Here is a 16,132-nt window from a genome sequence, read left to right as displayed (position 1 = left end):
TTGATGATGGGGGATGCAAGCTCCCTCTTGCTTAATTGATATACTCATTATACCAGTTGCGGAAAACACGCCAGCCGGAACCGGCTGGGTTTGCCGTAGCGGGAGGCTTTTGCACGATCATGATCGTCGTCACCTACAGAATTGAGACATCCGGCAGCATCGAGGCGATGGCGGAAAAGATCGCCAGCGATCAATCGACCGGCACCTTCGTGCCCGTTCCTGGCGAAACGCCCGAGCTGAAGGCGCGCGTTGCCGCCCGCGTACTCGCCATCCGCCCGCTTGCCGATGCCGAATATCCGAGCTGGCCGGAGGCTGCGGCCGGTCATGGCCCGATCCGCCGCGCCGATGCCGATATCGCCTTTCCGCTCGATGCTGTCAGCACCGATCTCTCCGCGCTGATGACCATTGCGGTCGGCGGTATCTTTTCAATCCGGGGCATGACCGGCCTGCGTGTCGTCGATCTGAAACTGCCGCAGGAGTATCAGTCGGCCTATCCCGGCCCGCAATTTGGCCTGCCCGGCAGCCGCAGGCTCACCGGCGTCTATGACCGGCCGATCATCGGCACCATCGTCAAGCCGGCGCTTGGCCTGCGTCCGCATGAAACCGCCGAACTTGTCGGCGAACTGATCGGCTCCGGCGTCGATTTCATCAAGGACGACGAAAAGCTGATGAGCCCGGCCTATTCGCCGCTCAGCGAGCGCGTGGCCGCGATCATGCCGAAAATTCTCGACCACGAGCAAAAGACCGGCAAGAAGGTCATGTATGCCTTCGGCATCTCGGCGACCGATCCCGACGAGATGATGCGCAACCACGACCTCGTTTTGGAAGCGGGCGGCAATTGCGCCGTTATCAATATCAACTCGATCGGCATGGGCGGCATGGCGTTCCTGCGCAAGCGCTCCGGCCTGGTGCTGCACGCCCACCGCAACGGCTGGGACGTGCTTACCCGGCATCCCGGCATTGGCTTCGATTTCAAGGTCTGGCAGCAGTTCTGGCGACTTCTGGGCGTCGATCAATTCCAGATCAACGGCATCGGCGTCAAATACTGGGAGCCGGACGATAGTTTCGTCGAGAGCTTCAAGGCAGTGACGACGCCGTTGTTTGACGCATCCGATTGCGCGCTGCCGGTTGCCGGTTCCGGCCAATGGGGCGGACAGGCGCCGGAAACCTATCGCCGCACCGGCCGCACCACCGACCTGCTCTATCTCTGCGGCGGCGGCATCGTCAGCCATCCCGGCGGTCCGGCGGCCGGCGTGCGCGCCGTACAGCAGGCCTGGCAAGCGGCCGTCGCCGATATTCCGCTTGAGACCTATGCCAAGGACCACCCGGAACTTGCCGCCTCCATCCAGAAATTCGGTAGCGCAAGCGAGTGACATCATGACCGCGAAGACAAATCCGCTGATCTCCTATTATGGCGACGACCTGACAGGCTCGACCGATGTCATGGAAGCGCTGGCCTCCAATGGTGTCGATACGGTTCTGTTCATGGATGTGCCGGATAACGCCCTCAAGCAGCGGTTTGACCATTGCCGGGCGATCGGCCTTGCCGGCACCAGCCGCAGCGAAACGCCGGACTGGATGGACTGGCACCTGACACCCGCGTTCCAGTGGTTGAAGAGCCTTGAAGCCGATATCTGCCATTACAAAGTCTGCTCGACCTTCGATTCCAGCCCGCAGGTCGGCAATATCGGCAAGGCGATCGAAATCGGCAAGGCGATGTTCGGCCAGCCCTATGTGCCCGTTCTCGTCGGCGCGCCGCAACTGAAGCGCTACACCGCCTTCGGCCATCTCTTTGCAGCCTATCAGGGCGAGGTCTACCGGATCGACCGCCACCCCGTCATGAGCCGCCATCCTGTAACGCCCATGGCAGAGGCGGATCTGCGCCTGCACCTGAGCGCGCAGACGGCTCTGAAGACCGGACTGGCCGATCTGTCCATGCTGGCCGCTGCGAATGCGGATGAGAGAGTCGATACGCTCTGCCGGGATTTCGACGGCATGGTCCTGTTTGATGTTGATAGCCACGAAAGCCAGTCCCATGCCGGACGCCAGCTCTGGCGCCTGCGGCGGGAGGGCGGCTGGTTCGTTACCGGTTCATCCGGCGTCGAATATGCGCTGCTGACCGCCTGGGATAGAGATGGTTTGACACAGGGCAGGAAGACCTTTCCCTTGCCCGGCAAGGCAGACCGTATCGCCGTCGTTTCCGGCAGCGTCTCCCCCACCACCGAACGGCAGATCCGCCACGCCACGCAAAACGGGTTTACCGGCATCAATCTCGATCCTCTAGAACTGCTAGGCGAAAACGGCAATGCCGCGCTCGAACAGGCGATTGCCAGCGGCCTCGACAGCCTCACGCGCGGCGAAAGTGTCATTCTCAACACGGCGCTTGGTCCATCCGCCGATCGCGGCGGCGATATCGACCGCATTCCCGGCAGCCGCCATCGCCTCGGCCGCATGCTCGGGACGATCCTGCGCCGCCTTGTCGAAGAACAGCATTTGACCCGCGCTGTCATTGCCGGCGGCGATACATCAAGCCATGCATTGAGGGAGTTGCATGTCCAGGCGCTGACCACGCTCTTGCCTTTGCCGCAGACGCCGGGATCGCCGCTCTGCACGGCGCACGGCACCTATGCCGCCACCAACGGACTTCAGATTGCACTGAAGGGTGGTCAGGTCGGATCGGACGGTTATTTCGCACAGATCAGGGATGGCCTTCAAGGCTAGGCTTAGACGCTATTGAAGCGTGCGGACGCTGCTGCGGCGCTCGCCGGGCGGCGCCGGTGAAAAGGATGCACGCAGACTGGCATTGAATTGCGCTAGGAGGTGCCGGTCGAAATGGCCATCCGATTTCAGCATCATGCGGAGCGTCTCGGCAGGCGTCCATGCCCGCTTGTAGGACCGCGCCGATGTCATCGCGTCATAGACGTCGCAGATGGCCGCAATGCGCGCCGGCATACTGATCTGCTTGTCCGCGAGCCCGAACGGATAGCCCTTGCCATCGATCCGCTCGTGGTGATGAAGGCAGACGTCAAGGACAATCTCCGGCATGTCGCCCTGGCGTGACAGCAATTCGTAACCACGTGCCGGATGCGTGCGGATCTCCGCCATCTCTTCATCGGTGAGCGCGCCCTTCTTCGACAGAAGCGCGTCGGGCATGACCATCTTGCCGATATCGTGCAACAGGCCGCTGACGCCGAGAATGCGGACGGTCTGCTCGTCAAATTTGAGAAACCGGGCGAAATGCACCATCAATGCGCTGACGGCGACCGAATGCAAAAACGTATACTCGTCCTTGGTTTTCAGCCGCGTTATGCCGATCAGCGCCGCCGGATTGCTTTCCATGGATTTGGCGATCTGCTCGACAACGCGGTCGGCAGGCTCGAATGCCGCCGCGCCGTTTTGCCGGACACCGGAAAACAATGTGTCGAGCAGCGGCCTTGTCTGTTCGATCGTCTGCAGTGCCTGCTTGATTTCGGTCTCGGTAAAGGCGCGCGAAAGATTGGGCTGCGCGCTGTCCTTGGCTACCGTCTGCACCGTGCCTGCTCCGACATCGATGCCCCGGCGGGTATCGATGACAAGGCTGATAATATTGCTTGCCCGCACTTTTGCGGCGGCGGCTTCGTCTTTCAAAAGAAAGCTGCGGACCGGTGTTGCTTCATCGCGCAAGGGATCTTCGATGTCGGTGATATACATTCCCGCACGAACTTGATGCCTTTTGATGCGCTTGAGCATTCCTACCGTTCTTTTCCAATCATCGAGGATAATGCAACGGGATCTTCACCGTATATCGCGCGCTTCACAGTAGAACTCTCCTCAGAAAGGCCTGTGGCACGTGAAAAAATCAAGTGTTCGGTGAAAACGTTCTCCTCCCAACGAATATCTCATCTTCGATCTTCGCCTGCAACCATTTAATCGCGGTTAATATAGCCGGATAAAAGAGTAATAAGGCAATCCAATCAAAAGACTATCTTCGATTGCTAAAGCAATGAGACGCCTTCTTCCGATTGCCGATATGCGCCGGCGGCGGAACACAAAGCAATTACCCGATCAGAAAAATCACCTCACTAGGTGACATACTCATTGACTCATAATACCAGTTACCTTAAACCATCGCAAAACAAACGCGCAGGTGAGGAAACATGACTTCGATCGCACTCTTCGGTGCTGGCGGCAAAATGGGCTACCGGCTCGCCAAGAACCTCAAGGGCTCACGCTTCGACGTGCGCCATGTCGAGCTGAGCGACGCCGGCAAGGCGCGCCTGCAGGACGACCTCGGCCTTTCCTGCGTCGATGCCGACACCGCCCTTTCCGGCGCTGAAGTCGTTGTGCTGGCCGTACCGGACACAGCGATCGGCAAGGTTGCCGCCGGTATTGTCGACAAGCTCGCCTCAGGCACGATCGTCATCGTGCTCGATGCCGCCGCACCTGCCGCCGGCCATCTGCCGAAGCGCGACGATCTCACCTATTTCGTCACCCATCCCTGCCATCCTCCGATCTTTAACGACGAGACCGATCCAGCCGCCAAGCGCGACTTCTTCGGCGGCGTCGCGGCCAAGCAGCATATCGTTTCGGCCCTGATGCAGGGCCCGGAAGAGCATTTTGCGCTGGGCGAAGAAGTGGCCAAGGTCATCTGGGCGCCCGTTATGCGCTCGCACCGCGTCACCGTCGAGCAGATTGCGCTTCTGGAGCCAGGCCTCTCGGAGACCGTATGCGCCTCGCTCCTGGTCGTCATGCGCCAGGCCATGGACGAATGCGTTGCCCGCGGCGTGCCGAAGGAAGCTGCCCGCGACTTCCTGCTCGGGCACATGAACGTGCTCGGCGCCGTCATTTTTGAAGAGACGCCGGGCGTCTTTTCCGATGCCTGCAACAAGGCCATCGAATTCGGCATTCCCGTCCTGATGAAGGACGACTGGAAAAAAGTCTTCGAACCCGAGGAGATCGCCGAAAGCATCCGGCGCATCACCTGATCGACAAGGAGCAAACGCTCCGCACATCGACGGCTCCGCCGGGAACGGAGCCGTAACCTATATCAACCGGGAGGAACCACATGAAACTGACACGCAGACTGACGCTTGCCGCCTTTGCCGGCGCCCTTTCTCTGGGCGTTGCCATGCCGGCATTTGCCGCCGATCTCATCGCCATCATCACGCCCTCGCACGACAACCCGTTCTTCAAGGCGGAAGCCGTCGGCGCGGAAGCGAAGGCCAAGGAACTTGGCTACGAGACGCTCATTCTCGTTCACGATGACGACGCCAACAAGCAGAGCCAGCTGATCGACACCGCCATCGGCCGTGGCGCCAAGGCAATCATCCTCGACAATGCAGGCTCGGAAGCCTCGATCGCCGCTGTCCAGAAAGCCAAGGACGCAGGCGTCCCCTCCTTCCTGATCGACCGCGAAATCAACGCCACCGGCGTTGCCGTCTCGCAGATCGTTTCCAACAACTACCAGGGCGCACAGCTCGGTGCGGAAGAGTTCGTCAAGCTGATGGGCGAAAAGGGCAATTATGTCGAACTGCTCGGCCGCGAAGCCGATCTGAACGCCGGCATCCGCTCCAAGGGCTATCACGACATCATCGACGAATATCCGGACCTGAAGATGGTTGCGCAGCAGTCGGCGAACTGGAGCCAGACGGAAGGCTATTCCAAGATGGAAACCATCCTGCAGGCCAACCCGGATATCAAGGGAGTCATTTCCGGTAACGACACGATGGCCATGGGCGCAATCGCCGCTCTTCAGGCTGCCGGCCGCAAGGACGTCATCGTCGTCGGCTTCGACGGCTCCAACGACGTGCGCGATTCGATCACCTCGGGCGGTATCAAGGCGACTGTCCTGCAGCCGGCCTATGCGCAGGCACAGATGGCCGTCGAGCAGGCTGACGCTTACATCAAGACCGGCAAGGGTCCGGCGGAAGAAAAGCAGCTGATGGATTGCGTGCTGATCAACGCCGACAATGCCAGCAAGCTCGAAACCTTCGCGCTCAAGGACTAATCCTCCAAAAGGATGCGCACAGGGCGGATGTACTCTGCCCTGTGCGTTTTTTGCCATCTGACGGAGTGACATTCATGCCGCATTTCCGGCCCGCCGCCTCAATCCCGCTTTGCCTTGCGCTGGCTGCCCTTGTGGCGCTGAGTGGCTGCAAGATCATCAAGACACCGACGGCGGAAGAGGCTGCGGAGGCTGCAAGCGGCGGCTTCAATTCTGCCCGTCAGGTTGCTGGAATCTGGGACAGCAAGGTCATCCCATTCCTGGAGACGCGCGCCGGCCCGTACCAGGACGTCTCTGCGCTCGCCAAATCCGATCTTGATGCCGCAGCAGCAAAATATGGCCATAAGGAAAAAGAGGGCAGCGCGCCCTGGACCTTTGCAGCCAAGGTGTCCGGAACGATCGTCAAGGCCGAGACCACGTCGCGCGCCGCTTATCTCGACACCGATGTCGATGGCGACGGCAAGGCCGATGTCCGCATCCAGATCGGCCCGGTCATCCGGGGTACGGCGATCCGCGACAGCCTCGATTTCGTCAATTTCAACGAATTCAAGAACCAGATCCAATGGGCCGAATTCGGCAAGGCTTTCAACACCCATGTCAATGGCTTGACGCTTGAGAAGCTACCGCGCGACGATCTCAAAGGAAAGAAGGTCGAGGCGCTCGGCGCCTATCCGCTGCCCTCCTCCGGCCAGCCGGCGCTGCTGACCCCCGCCACCATCACGATCGGCGGCTGACATGGCGGCCGAACCCCACGATACGATCCTGAAGCTTGACGATGTGACCAAGGTCTATTCCGGCATCGTCGCCGTCAAGCATGCGAGCCTTGAGCTCAAGCGCGGCGCGGTCAATGTGCTCGTCGGCGAAAACGGCGCCGGAAAATCGACGCTGATGCGCATGATCGCCGGCGTCGAGAAACCGTCGCTCGGACGCATCCTGCTCGAAGGCCAGGAGGTCGAGTTCAACTCGCCCGCCGACGCCCAGAAACACGGCATCGGCATGGTGTTCCAGGAACTCAACCTGTTCGGCAATCTCTCGGTTGCCGAGAACATTTTCGCCACCCGCGAAATCACCCGCGGCATTCGCGGCATCGACCACAAGGCGCAGGTTCAAAAGGCCAACCAGTTTCTCGACAAGCTCGATGCCGGGATCAGCGCCGAAACGATGGTCGAGGACCTGCCGATCGGCCAGCAGCAGCTGGTCGAAATCGCCAAGGCGATCTCGCTAGACACCCGCATCCTCATTCTCGATGAGCCGACATCGGCGCTGTCTGCCGCCGAGGTCGATATCCTCTTCAAGGTCATCGGAGAGCTAAAGGCGCAGGGCGTCGCCATCGTCTATATCTCGCACCGGCTGGAAGAGCTGATGCGCATTGGTGATTACATCACCGTTCTGCGCGACGGCCAGATTACCGGCCAGGCCATGGTCCGCGACATCGACACGAAGTGGATCGTGCGTTCGATGATCGGCTCGGATGCCAAGGACTTTGCCAAGTCCCTCGATCACACACTGGGGGCTGAGGCCTTTCGCGCCGAAGATATCTGCCTGCCGCGCAAGACCGGCGGCTTTGCCGTCGATCACCTGTCGATCTCGGTTCGCGCCGGCGAGGTCTTGGGCATCTATGGACTTATGGGTGCCGGGCGCAGCGAATTCTTCGAATGCGTCATCGGCCAGCATGCGCATTCGACCGGCAAGATTTTCGTGGCCGGCAAAGAGATTGTGGCAAAGGACACCTCCACCCGCATCCGCAAGGGTCTGGCTCTCATTCCGGAAGACCGTCAGCGCGAAGGGCTTGTGCAGGTCCTGTCGATCGCCGCGAACCTGACCTTGGCGAGCCTTGAAAAATTCGTGAAATTCGGCTTTCACATTTCCGGCGAGCGCGAGAATGCGGCCGTCAAGGAGCAGGTCCGCAATCTCTCGATCAAGGCGCCGAACCCGGATTTCGACGTCACCTCGATGTCCGGCGGCAACCAGCAGAAGGTCGTCATCGGCAAGGCGCTGATGACGAGTCCGAAGGTTCTGCTGATGGACGAGCCGAGCCGCGGCATCGATGTCGGCGCCAAGGCGGATGTCTTCCGCACCATGCGCAAGCTCGCCGGCGAAGGTCTCGCCATCCTGTTCTCCACCTCCGATCTCGAAGAGGTCATGGCGCTCTCCGACCGGATTGCCGTCATGAGCAACGGCAAGGTGACGACGATCCTTGACCGGGCCGATGCCACCGAAGAACTCATCGTCAAGGCTGCGTCCGAGGGACACAAATCGGCCGGCCACACATCGACAAGGGAAATTGCGTGATGACGACTGCAACCTCGACCGAAAAAGTCCCTGCGGCCGATACCGGCTCCATCCTCCTGACGCTGATGAAGGCGAGAACCTTCATCGCGCTGTTTGCCGTCATCGCCTTCTTTTCGATTTTCGCGCCGAACTTCCTGTCGACGGCCAATATCATCCTGATGTCGAAGCATGTGGCACTCAATGCCTTTCTCGCCATGGGCATGACCTTCGTCATCATCACCGGCGGCATCGACCTTTCGGTCGGCTCGATCGTCGGTCTCTGCGGCATGGTGGCCGGCGGCCTGATCCTCAACGGCATCGATCTGCAGATCGGCTACACGATGTATTTCAACGTCGTCGAAGTCTGCCTGATCACGCTGGTCGTCGGCATTCTCATCGGCGCGGTCAATGGTCTGCTGATCACGAAGCTCAACGTCGCGCCCTTCATCGCCACGCTCGGCACGCTGTATGTCGCCCGCGGTTTCGCGCTGCTGTCGTCCGACGGCCAGACCTTTCCGAATCTAATCGGCAAGCCTGAACTGGCGACGACCGGCTTTGGCTTTCTCGGCTCCGGCCGCATCATCGGGCTGCCGGTATCGATCTGGATCCTGATCGTCGTGGCGCTTGCCGCTGCCTATGTCGCCAAATATGTGCCGATCGGCCGCCAGATCTTCGCGGTCGGGGGTAACGAGCGCGCCGCCCGCATGTCCGGCATCCGCGTCGATCGCGTCAAGATGTTCGTGTACATGTTCTCCGGCTTCTGCGCCGCGATCGTCGGCATCGTCATCTCGTCCGAGCTGATGGCCTCGCATCCGGCAACTGGAAACTCCTTCGAGCTCAACGCCATCGCCGCAGCCGTTCTCGGCGGCACCTCGATGTCCGGCGGCCGCGGCACGATCGGCGGCACGATCATCGGCGCCTTCGTCATCGGCATCCTGTCCGACGGCCTGGTGATGATGGGCGTGTCCTCCTTCTGGCAGATGGTCATCAAGGGTATCGTCATCATCGTCGCGGTGGTGGTAGACCAGGCACAGAGACGGCTGCAGCAGCAGGTGACGCTGATGCAGCTGGCGAAGAAGGGTTGAGGTGTTTCCACTCTGGCGGCTTCCCTCTTCTCCCCTGCGGGGAGAAGGTGGCCCGCAGGGCCGGATGAGGGGGCGGCTGGCTCGGAATGCGCTGACACACCCCCTCATCGCCTCGCATCCGCTCGGCACTTCTCCCCGATGGGGAGAAGGGGAAACCACCGCCAGCGGCCATACATACATGTAATCGCCCAATCCGCACACGAATGAGGGTTTTGAGTCTTGAAGGATCACGATATGCCAGACCTCAAGGGCGCCCTGATCGGCTGCGGCTTTTTCGCCGTCAACCAGATGCATGGCTGGAACGACGTCGATGGTGGAGACATCGTTGCCATCTGCGACCGTGATCCGCAACGCTTGAAGATCGTCGGCGACCAGTTCGGCATCGCGCGCCGCTATACAGATGCCGGCCAGATGTTTGCCGAAGGCGGATTCGATTTCGTCGATATCGCCACGACCGTGAACAGCCACCGTGCGCTGGTCGAGTTGGCGGCAGCCCACAAGGTGCCGGCAATCTGCCAGAAACCGTTTGCGCCGACACTTGGCGACGCCAAGGCCATGGTTGAAGCCTGCACGGCGGCCGGCATTCCGCTGATGATCCATGAGAACTTTCGCTGGCAGACGCCGATCCAGGCTGTGCGCAAGGTCTTGGATGCGGGCGCGATCGGAACGCCCTTCTGGGGCCGTTTTTCCTTCCGCTCCGGCTATGATGTCTTTTCCGGCCAGCCTTACCTTGCAGAGGGCAAGCGCTTCATCATCGAGGATCTCGGCATCCACACGCTGGATATCGCCCGCTACATTCTGGGCGACGTAACGTCTCTGACGGCCCGCACCAAGCGGGTTAACCCGAAGATCAATGGCGAGGATGTCGCCACCATCCTGCTCGATCACGAAAACGGCGCGACCTCCATCGTCGATGTCAGCTATGCGACGAAGCAGCCGGTCGAACCCTTCCCGGAAACGCTGATCGAGATCGACGGAACCGAGGGCTCGATCCGCCTGTCGCAAGGCTACGAATTGCAGGTGACCAATGCGCAAGGCACGGTCAATACCGACGTCGCGCCCACGCTTCTCTCCTGGGCTTCGCGCCCCTGGCACAACATCCAGGAAAGCGTGTTCGCCATCCAGCAGCATTGGGCCGACAGCCTGAAGGCGGGAGCGGAAACCTCCACGTCCGGCACGGACAATCTGAAAACCTTTGCGCTTGTCGAAGCCGCCTATAAAAGTGCCGCCTCCAAAGCCACGATCGACATCGGAAGCTGTTGAAATGAACGATGCAGAAACCGCGTTCAAGCTTTACGGAACCAGGCAGGCCGAGCCTGCGCCCCGTTTGCTAAGAGCCGGAAAACTGACGGCGCAACTGGCGGGCGGCAATCTGCGCGCAATCCGCTATGATGGCGTCGAGGTGCTGCGCGCCATCTCCTACCTGGTGCGCGACCGCGACTGGGGCACCTATGATCCCACAGTATCAAACCTTGCCGTCACCGAGACGGAGGCGGGGTTCAGCGTCGCCTATAGCGCCCGTTGCCATGGTCCGTATGGCAGCCTTCTCGATATATCCGCCGCGATCGAAGGCACAGCGGACGGAAGGCTGATTTTCAAGGGCTTGGCGCAATCGGAGACCGGCTTTGAGACCAATCGCTGCGGTTTTTGCATTCTCCATCCCATCGTCGGCATCGCGGGCACGCCGGTGACCGTCGAGCATGTCGATGGCGCCATCGAAGACACGAAGCTTCCTGACCTGATCGAGCCGTGGCAGCCGTTCAAGGACATGCGCTCCATCACGCACACCGCCCTTGCCGGCGTCAGCGCCGAATGCCGCATGGAAGGCGACACGTTCGAGATGGAGGACCAGCGCAACTGGTCGGATGCGTCCTACAAGACCTATGTCCGCCCGCTCGCCCTGCCCTGGCCCTATATGATCCCGGCAAACGGACCGGTCTCCCAGCAGATCACCCTGACGATCACCGACAGCCGAACCGCGTCCGACGTTGCCGCCGCCGCCGCCGAAAATCATGGCATCGTCCATCTTACGCCCGGCACAGGCACCGGCACCATGCCTGCGATCGGCCTGTTGATCACGCCTGAGGAAGCGAAAGACAGCCTTGCGGCTCTTGAGCAACCGGATGCGCTGAACGTTCAGGAGCTGCTTTTCCATTTCGACCCGGCAGCCGGTCACGGCCCGTCAGCCTTTACAGATTTCGCCGCAGTTTCAGCTGTTCACACCGGCACCACGACGCTCGAAATTGCCGTCCCCTGCCAAAGGGCACTGGGCGAGGAATTGCAGGAAATCTCTGCCTGGATGCGGGACGCGGGTTTCGGCCCTGACGCCATCATGGTCTGCCCCTCGGTTGACCGGCAATCGACACCGCCCGGCAGCGCGTGGCCGGACTGCCCGCCGCTTGCAGACGTTTACGCGGCGGCCCTGCAGGCGTTTCCCGGCATCCGCCTCGGCGGTGGGATGCTGTCCTATTTTACCGAACTCAACCGCAAGCGCGCGCCGGGCGAAAACCTCGCCTTCATCAGCCATTGCACCAACCCGATCGTCCATGCCGCCGACGATATCAGCGTCATGCAGACGCTCGAGGCCCTGCCCTTCATCACGAAATCCGTCCGCGCCATCTATGGCGGCAAGCCCTACCGGATCGGCCCCTCCACCATCCCCATGCGCCAGAACCCCTATGGCAGCCGCACGATGGACAATCCGGATGGTGGCCGCATCCCGATGGCCAACCGGGATCCGCGCCATAACGGCCAATTCGCCGCAGCCTTTGCCGCAGGCTATGTCACCTCAGTCCTGGATGCCGGTCTTGAAACCCTGACCTTGTGCGCACTCACCGGCCCGTTCGGACTTTATGCCGGTAAGCATGAGCCGGTCGAAGACGGCGGCAAACGCCCGCTCCATGCCATCGTCAGGGGGCTTTCGGACATTGCCGGAAACCCCTGGCAGGCGGTCACGTCCTCCGCGCCGGACAAGGTCTTGGCATTTACGGTGGATACAGCGGACGGCCGTCTTGCCTGGATCGCCAATCTCACGGCGCAGGAACAGTCGATCGACACCACGAAACTCGGCATGAGTTCCCAACCGGTGCAGCTTGCTCCGTTTGAAGCGTCCTGCCTCTCAGTTTGAACAACAAAAAAGCAAAAGGACGGCGGCACGCAGCAGTGAGGTGCGGCAAGGCGGCTACTGCTTACGCCAGCGACTGCAGGAATGCTTCCAGCTCCGCAGGCTCGATGCCGACCAGATGCGATTTGGCGGGATAGGCGCCGGATTTGACATCGGCCACAAATTCGCCGAATGCGGCAATGCGCTCCTGTTGCAGCCGGTTATATTCGACGGCGAAGTTCCGATAGATCCTGGCGTGGCGCGGAACATGGCCTTTGGTGGCGCCGAGCACATCGTCTGCAAACAGATATTGCGCGTCACAGCCGGTGCCCGCTCCCATGGACAGCATCAACATGGAGGTGCGTTCGCTGATCGCGGCTGCGACTTCGCCCGGAACGACCTCGATCTCGGCGGCAAATGCACCGGCGTCTTCAAGTGCCTTTGTCTGCCGCCAGATTTCAAGTGCGCTGACCGACGTCTTGCCGACCGCGCGGAAACCGCCGGTCCAGGTGGCTTTTGAGGGAATGAGCCCGACATGGCCGCAAACCGGGATACCTTCTTCGCGCATACGGCGGACGGTCGAAAGACCTGCGGCGCAATAGACCGCGTCACCACCTGCTTTCAGGGCCTGGAAAGCAGCACGGATATACTCGTCCGCCGTGACAAGATCGCCATATTCCAGACCGGGAAAGGCAAAGACGGAGGGTGCTGCCTCGCGGAAGGCCGGGCTCAGAAGCGATGGCGGCACGGAGACGAGATCGACCCCTGCCCGTTCGGCGGCCTCCGCCTCCTCCAGTGTCTCGACGCGCAGCATGCTCAGCTGACGTTTTCCCTTCATCGACAGAAGGTCGGCGACGGTTGGCCGGTGATGTCTCATGGCATCATTCTCCGTTGCCGCGAGCGGCGAAGGAGCCGCTGCGGTTGGTTCTCTGTTTGGTCCTGCGGCCTTCAGGCCGCCAGCAGCGTCTTCAGCTTGGTGTCCGGCGCTGCAAGGGCTGCCGGATCGGGGTGGATGCCGGCCGCAATCATCATTTCGGCAAGGCGGATATCGCGGGCAACTGTGTTGCCGGGACCGATACCGCTGGCGGCGATCAACCGGCCCCCGGCATCGAGATGGAAGAGAATGAAGGCGCCTTGAGCCATCTCGCGGCGGACGGTCTGGGCCGCACCGTCGGCGAGACCGGCAATCTGCAGCGTCAAGTCGTATTGATCCGACCAGAACCAGGGAATGGCGGTGATCGTCTCTTCTGCCCCCAAGAGATTGGCGGCGGCAAGCTGGCCCTGGTCCTGGGCATTGCGCCAGGCTTCCAGGCGCAGGCGGCGATTGCCGTAATGCGACAGGGGAAATGAGCAGCAGTCGCCTGCGGCAAAGATGTCCGGCACGGATGTTCGCAAACTTGCGTCAACGGCGATGCCGTTGTCGATTGCAAGTCCGGCATCGCGGGCAAGTTCGATATTCGGGATGGCACCGATGCCGACGACGATCAGGTCTGCAGCAATCGTGCTGTCATCATCCAAAAGGATTTTTGCACCCTCCCGGTTTTCTTCAAGGCCCCGGATCTTGACGCCGCAGAGGATTTCGACGCCCTCGGCCTTGTGCCGCTCGGCGACCACGGCGGCCAGTTCTTCCGGTACGCCACGGCTGAGGATGCGGGGCAGGCCCTCGACCAGCGTGACGCGCGCGCCGAGCTTGCGCGCGGTTGCCGCCAGTTCAAGACCGATGAACCCGCCGCCGATGATGGCAAGATGCGTACCCGGCTGCAGGGCAGCACGGATGGCAACGGCGTCACCATGGGTTCGCAATGTCCGAATGCGTGTGCCGGACGCTGCGGCGACTGGATTTTGGCCCGGAAACGGGCGTGGGCGGGCACCTGTCGTCAAAAGCAGCTGGTCATAGGCGAGATTGCGGCCATCGGACAAGCGTACAGTTTTCCCGAGCGGCTCGATATTTTCCGCGCTGATGCCGGTGAGCACCGTGATGCCTGCCTCCAGATAGCGGGCGGCATCGGAGACCAGCCTGGGCGCATGTCCCAGCAGCAGCGCATCCTTAGAGAGCGGCGGGCGCTCATAGGGCAGATGTTCCTCGGCGCCGACAAGGGTGATCTCTCCAGGAAAACCCTTTTCGCGCAGGCAAAAAGCTGCGCGCGCGCCGCATTCCCCTGCCCCGATGATGAGGATATGCGTCATGATCGCCCCCTCAACCCAGTGAAATGAAGACGCTGCCATCCTCGACCTTGACCGGGTAGGTCTTGAGATCGACGCAGACGGGAGCTCCCTTGGCCTCTCCCGTCATATAGCTGAAGCGGCCATTGTGCTTTGGACATTCGATGATGTCGTCCATGACAAGCCCGTCGGCAAGATGGATTTTTTCATGGGTGCAGAGCCCATCGGTCGCAAAGAACCGGTCGTCGGGGCTGCGGTACACCGCAAAGGTTTTTCCCTCGTGATCGAAGCGGATGACATCCTCTTCATCGATATCGTCCGTTGCGCAGACTTCCACCCAGTTGCTCATCGTTTCCTCCATTCGCTTCTGTTCTTTGATACCGCTCTATTCGGCGGCGATTGGCTCGGCGTGAAATTCCTCGCGGTACGGCTTGGCCGTCGGCGGCAGCGCGCGCTTGAGAAAATAGTCCTCGTTTCTCAGCTGGCGCAGGAAGGCCGGGATCATCTCGCGATAGCCTTCGAGCATCGACCTGTTCGGGGCGGGCAGGTCATGCTTGATCATCGCATGCAGCTGCGGCAGTGCATGATAGGGCACCATCGGAAACATGTGATGTTCGACATGATAGTTCATGTTCCAGTACACGAACCGGCTGAATCGGTTCATGTAGACGCTGCGGCTATTCAGGCGGTGATCGATGACGTTGTCGGCAAGGCCGCCATGCTGCAAAAGCCCGGTCAGGACATGATGCCAGGCCCCATAGAGCCGCGGCAGTCCGACCAGCATCAGCGGCAGGATGGAGCCGAGATAGATCGCCAGTGCAAGCGTTGCGGCATAGATCAGCATCCAGATGCGGGCGACACGGATCACGCGCGGCTGTTCCTGCTCGGGGATAAAGGTTTTTTCGGCCGGACTGATGATCCCCGCGGCATTGCGGACCATGTCGATCATCGCATAGCCCGCGTCCAGCAGGCCGAAGACATTGAGGATCAGCCTGAACAGGTCCGGCGGGCGCATCACGGCGATTTCCGGATCGCGGCCGACGATGACCGTATCGGTGTGGTGCCGCGTGTGGCTCCAGCGCCAGGTCACCGGATTGCGCATGATCATGAAACAGGCGATCTGATAGACCGCATCATTCATCCAGCGCGTCTTGAAGGCCGTGCCGTGACCGCATTCATGCCAGCGCGAATCCGATGCCGAGCCATACATGACGCCGTAGATCAGGAAGAACGGCACGCACCACAAGGTGCCCCAGAAATAGATCCCAAGTGCGCCGGTAACCACCATGCTGCCGAGCCAGATCACCGTATCGCGGATAGCGGGGCCATCCTCGCGCTTCATCAGCTCTTTCATCTGCCTGCGCGGAATGTCGGTGTGATACCATTCGGCAGCGGCAAGTCCGCTGTCGACGGCAGCCTGGGCATCGCGGCCGAGCAGGCTATAGTCGCGTTTCGTGGCAACCTTGTCCATTTACATCCTCCCGCCGTCCGGTCTTGGCTTGTGCAATCAGGATAGGTTGACTTTGA

At 61.0% G+C, this 16,132-nt stretch carries 14 protein-coding genes; 9 read left to right on the top strand and 5 right to left on the bottom strand.

Annotated elements, in window-relative coordinates; all coding sequences use genetic code 11:
- The first annotated feature begins 116 nt into the window (after positions 1–116).
- Together oiaX and PYR65_RS22435 are read left to right on the top strand one after the other, a co-directional pair.
- Entirely contained in the window at positions 117–1,373 is a 1,257-nt protein-coding gene (gene oiaX / locus PYR65_RS22440) for a 3-oxo-isoapionate-4-phosphate decarboxylase OiaX (RefSeq protein ID WP_276121833.1), read from the top strand.
- 4 nt (positions 1,374–1,377) lie between these two features.
- Complete coding sequence (locus PYR65_RS22435) at positions 1,378–2,721, top strand: four-carbon acid sugar kinase family protein (RefSeq protein WP_276121649.1); 1,344 nt, start codon at positions 1,378–1,380, stop codon at positions 2,719–2,721.
- A gap of 9 nt (positions 2,722–2,730) precedes the next feature.
- On the opposite strand, the gene PYR65_RS22430 is transcribed toward PYR65_RS22435, so the two are convergent.
- Positions 2,731–3,690 (bottom strand): HD-GYP domain-containing protein, encoded by a 960-nt coding sequence (locus tag PYR65_RS22430; RefSeq protein WP_276121648.1) that lies wholly within the window; start codon positions 3,688–3,690, stop codon positions 2,731–2,733.
- Between the two features lie 446 nt (positions 3,691–4,136).
- Here PYR65_RS22430 and PYR65_RS22425 point away from each other — a divergent pair, with 446 nt between their 5' ends.
- From PYR65_RS22425 to apnL, 7 genes are all read left to right on the top strand, one after another.
- A complete protein-coding gene (locus PYR65_RS22425; RefSeq protein WP_060636755.1) occupies positions 4,137–4,964 on the top strand; it encodes a phosphogluconate dehydrogenase C-terminal domain-containing protein in 828 nt (275 codons plus the stop codon).
- Positions 4,965–5,044: 80 nt separating this feature from the next.
- Complete coding sequence (locus tag PYR65_RS22420; protein WP_060636757.1) at positions 5,045–5,986, top strand: D-ribose ABC transporter substrate-binding protein; 942 nt, start codon at positions 5,045–5,047, stop codon at positions 5,984–5,986.
- Between the two features lie 74 nt (positions 5,987–6,060).
- A complete protein-coding gene (locus PYR65_RS22415) occupies positions 6,061–6,717 on the top strand; it encodes a DUF2291 family protein (RefSeq protein WP_276121647.1) in 657 nt (218 codons plus the stop codon).
- Between the two features lies 1 nt (position 6,718).
- Positions 6,719–8,275, top strand: a complete 1,557-nt coding sequence (locus PYR65_RS22410) for a sugar ABC transporter ATP-binding protein (protein WP_276121646.1) — start codon at positions 6,719–6,721, stop codon at positions 8,273–8,275.
- The gene (locus PYR65_RS22405; protein WP_060636763.1) at positions 8,275–9,339 is read left to right on the top strand and encodes an ABC transporter permease; all 1,065 of its coding nucleotides are present in this window, start codon (positions 8,275–8,277) and stop codon (positions 9,337–9,339) included. The genes PYR65_RS22410 and PYR65_RS22405 overlap by 1 nt, the downstream gene beginning before the upstream one ends.
- Positions 9,340–9,573: 234 nt before the next feature.
- Positions 9,574–10,602 (top strand): Gfo/Idh/MocA family protein, encoded by a 1,029-nt coding sequence (locus PYR65_RS22400; protein ID WP_276121645.1) that lies wholly within the window; start codon positions 9,574–9,576, stop codon positions 10,600–10,602.
- 1 nt (position 10,603) lies between these two features.
- Positions 10,604–12,466, top strand: coding sequence for a D-apionate lactonase (apnL, locus tag PYR65_RS22395; protein WP_276121644.1), 1,863 nt, complete (start codon positions 10,604–10,606; stop codon positions 12,464–12,466).
- Positions 12,467–12,527: 61 nt separating this feature from the next.
- Here the strand turns inward: apnL and PYR65_RS22390 are convergent, their stop codons facing one another.
- From PYR65_RS22390 to PYR65_RS22375, 4 genes are all read right to left on the bottom strand, one after another.
- On the bottom strand, positions 12,528–13,319 hold the full coding sequence (locus tag PYR65_RS22390; RefSeq protein WP_276121643.1) for a 3-methyl-2-oxobutanoate hydroxymethyltransferase: 792 nt from the start codon (positions 13,317–13,319) through the stop codon (positions 12,528–12,530).
- 71 nt (positions 13,320–13,390) lie between these two features.
- A complete protein-coding gene (locus PYR65_RS22385) occupies positions 13,391–14,629 on the bottom strand; it encodes an NAD(P)/FAD-dependent oxidoreductase (RefSeq protein ID WP_276121642.1) in 1,239 nt (412 codons plus the stop codon).
- Between the two features lie 10 nt (positions 14,630–14,639).
- Positions 14,640–14,954: a MocE family 2Fe-2S type ferredoxin gene (locus tag PYR65_RS22380; protein ID WP_060636929.1), complete on the bottom strand. Its 315-nt coding sequence runs from the start codon at positions 14,952–14,954 to the stop codon at positions 14,640–14,642.
- Positions 14,955–14,990: 36 nt separating this feature from the next.
- The gene (locus tag PYR65_RS22375; RefSeq protein ID WP_276121641.1) at positions 14,991–16,076 is read right to left on the bottom strand and encodes a fatty acid desaturase family protein; all 1,086 of its coding nucleotides are present in this window, start codon (positions 16,074–16,076) and stop codon (positions 14,991–14,993) included.
- Positions 16,077–16,132: the final 56 nt, after the last annotated feature.

This window comes from Pararhizobium qamdonense (genome assembly GCF_029277445.1).
GTDB lineage: Bacteria > Pseudomonadota > Alphaproteobacteria > Rhizobiales > Rhizobiaceae > Pararhizobium > Pararhizobium qamdonense.
This window is presented reverse-complemented; position numbering and strand designations above follow the sequence as displayed.

What these genes read in the sequence shown, in the direction of transcription:
- PYR65_RS22435 (WP_276121649.1), top strand. Translation starts at nt 1,378, where the DNA reads ATGACCGCGAAGACAAATCCGCTGATCTCCTATTATGGCGACGACCTG.
- PYR65_RS22430 (WP_276121648.1), bottom strand. Translation starts at nt 3,690, where the DNA reads ATGTATATCACCGACATCGAAGATCCCTTGCGCGATGAAGCAACACCG.
- PYR65_RS22425 (WP_060636755.1), top strand. Translation starts at nt 4,137, where the DNA reads ATGACTTCGATCGCACTCTTCGGTGCTGGCGGCAAAATGGGCTACCGG.
- PYR65_RS22420 (WP_060636757.1), top strand. Translation starts at nt 5,045, where the DNA reads ATGAAACTGACACGCAGACTGACGCTTGCCGCCTTTGCCGGCGCCCTT.
- PYR65_RS22415 (WP_276121647.1), top strand. Translation starts at nt 6,061, where the DNA reads ATGCCGCATTTCCGGCCCGCCGCCTCAATCCCGCTTTGCCTTGCGCTG.
- PYR65_RS22410 (WP_276121646.1), top strand. Translation starts at nt 6,719, where the DNA reads ATGGCGGCCGAACCCCACGATACGATCCTGAAGCTTGACGATGTGACC.
- PYR65_RS22405 (WP_060636763.1), top strand. Translation starts at nt 8,275, where the DNA reads ATGACGACTGCAACCTCGACCGAAAAAGTCCCTGCGGCCGATACCGGC.
- PYR65_RS22400 (WP_276121645.1), top strand. Translation starts at nt 9,574, where the DNA reads ATGCCAGACCTCAAGGGCGCCCTGATCGGCTGCGGCTTTTTCGCCGTC.
- apnL (WP_276121644.1), top strand. Translation starts at nt 10,604, where the DNA reads ATGAACGATGCAGAAACCGCGTTCAAGCTTTACGGAACCAGGCAGGCC.
- PYR65_RS22390 (WP_276121643.1), bottom strand. Translation starts at nt 13,319, where the DNA reads ATGAGACATCACCGGCCAACCGTCGCCGACCTTCTGTCGATGAAGGGA.
- PYR65_RS22385 (WP_276121642.1), bottom strand. Translation starts at nt 14,629, where the DNA reads ATGACGCATATCCTCATCATCGGGGCAGGGGAATGCGGCGCGCGCGCA.
- PYR65_RS22380 (WP_060636929.1), bottom strand. Translation starts at nt 14,954, where the DNA reads ATGAGCAACTGGGTGGAAGTCTGCGCAACGGACGATATCGATGAAGAG.
- PYR65_RS22375 (WP_276121641.1), bottom strand. Translation starts at nt 16,076, where the DNA reads ATGGACAAGGTTGCCACGAAACGCGACTATAGCCTGCTCGGCCGCGAT.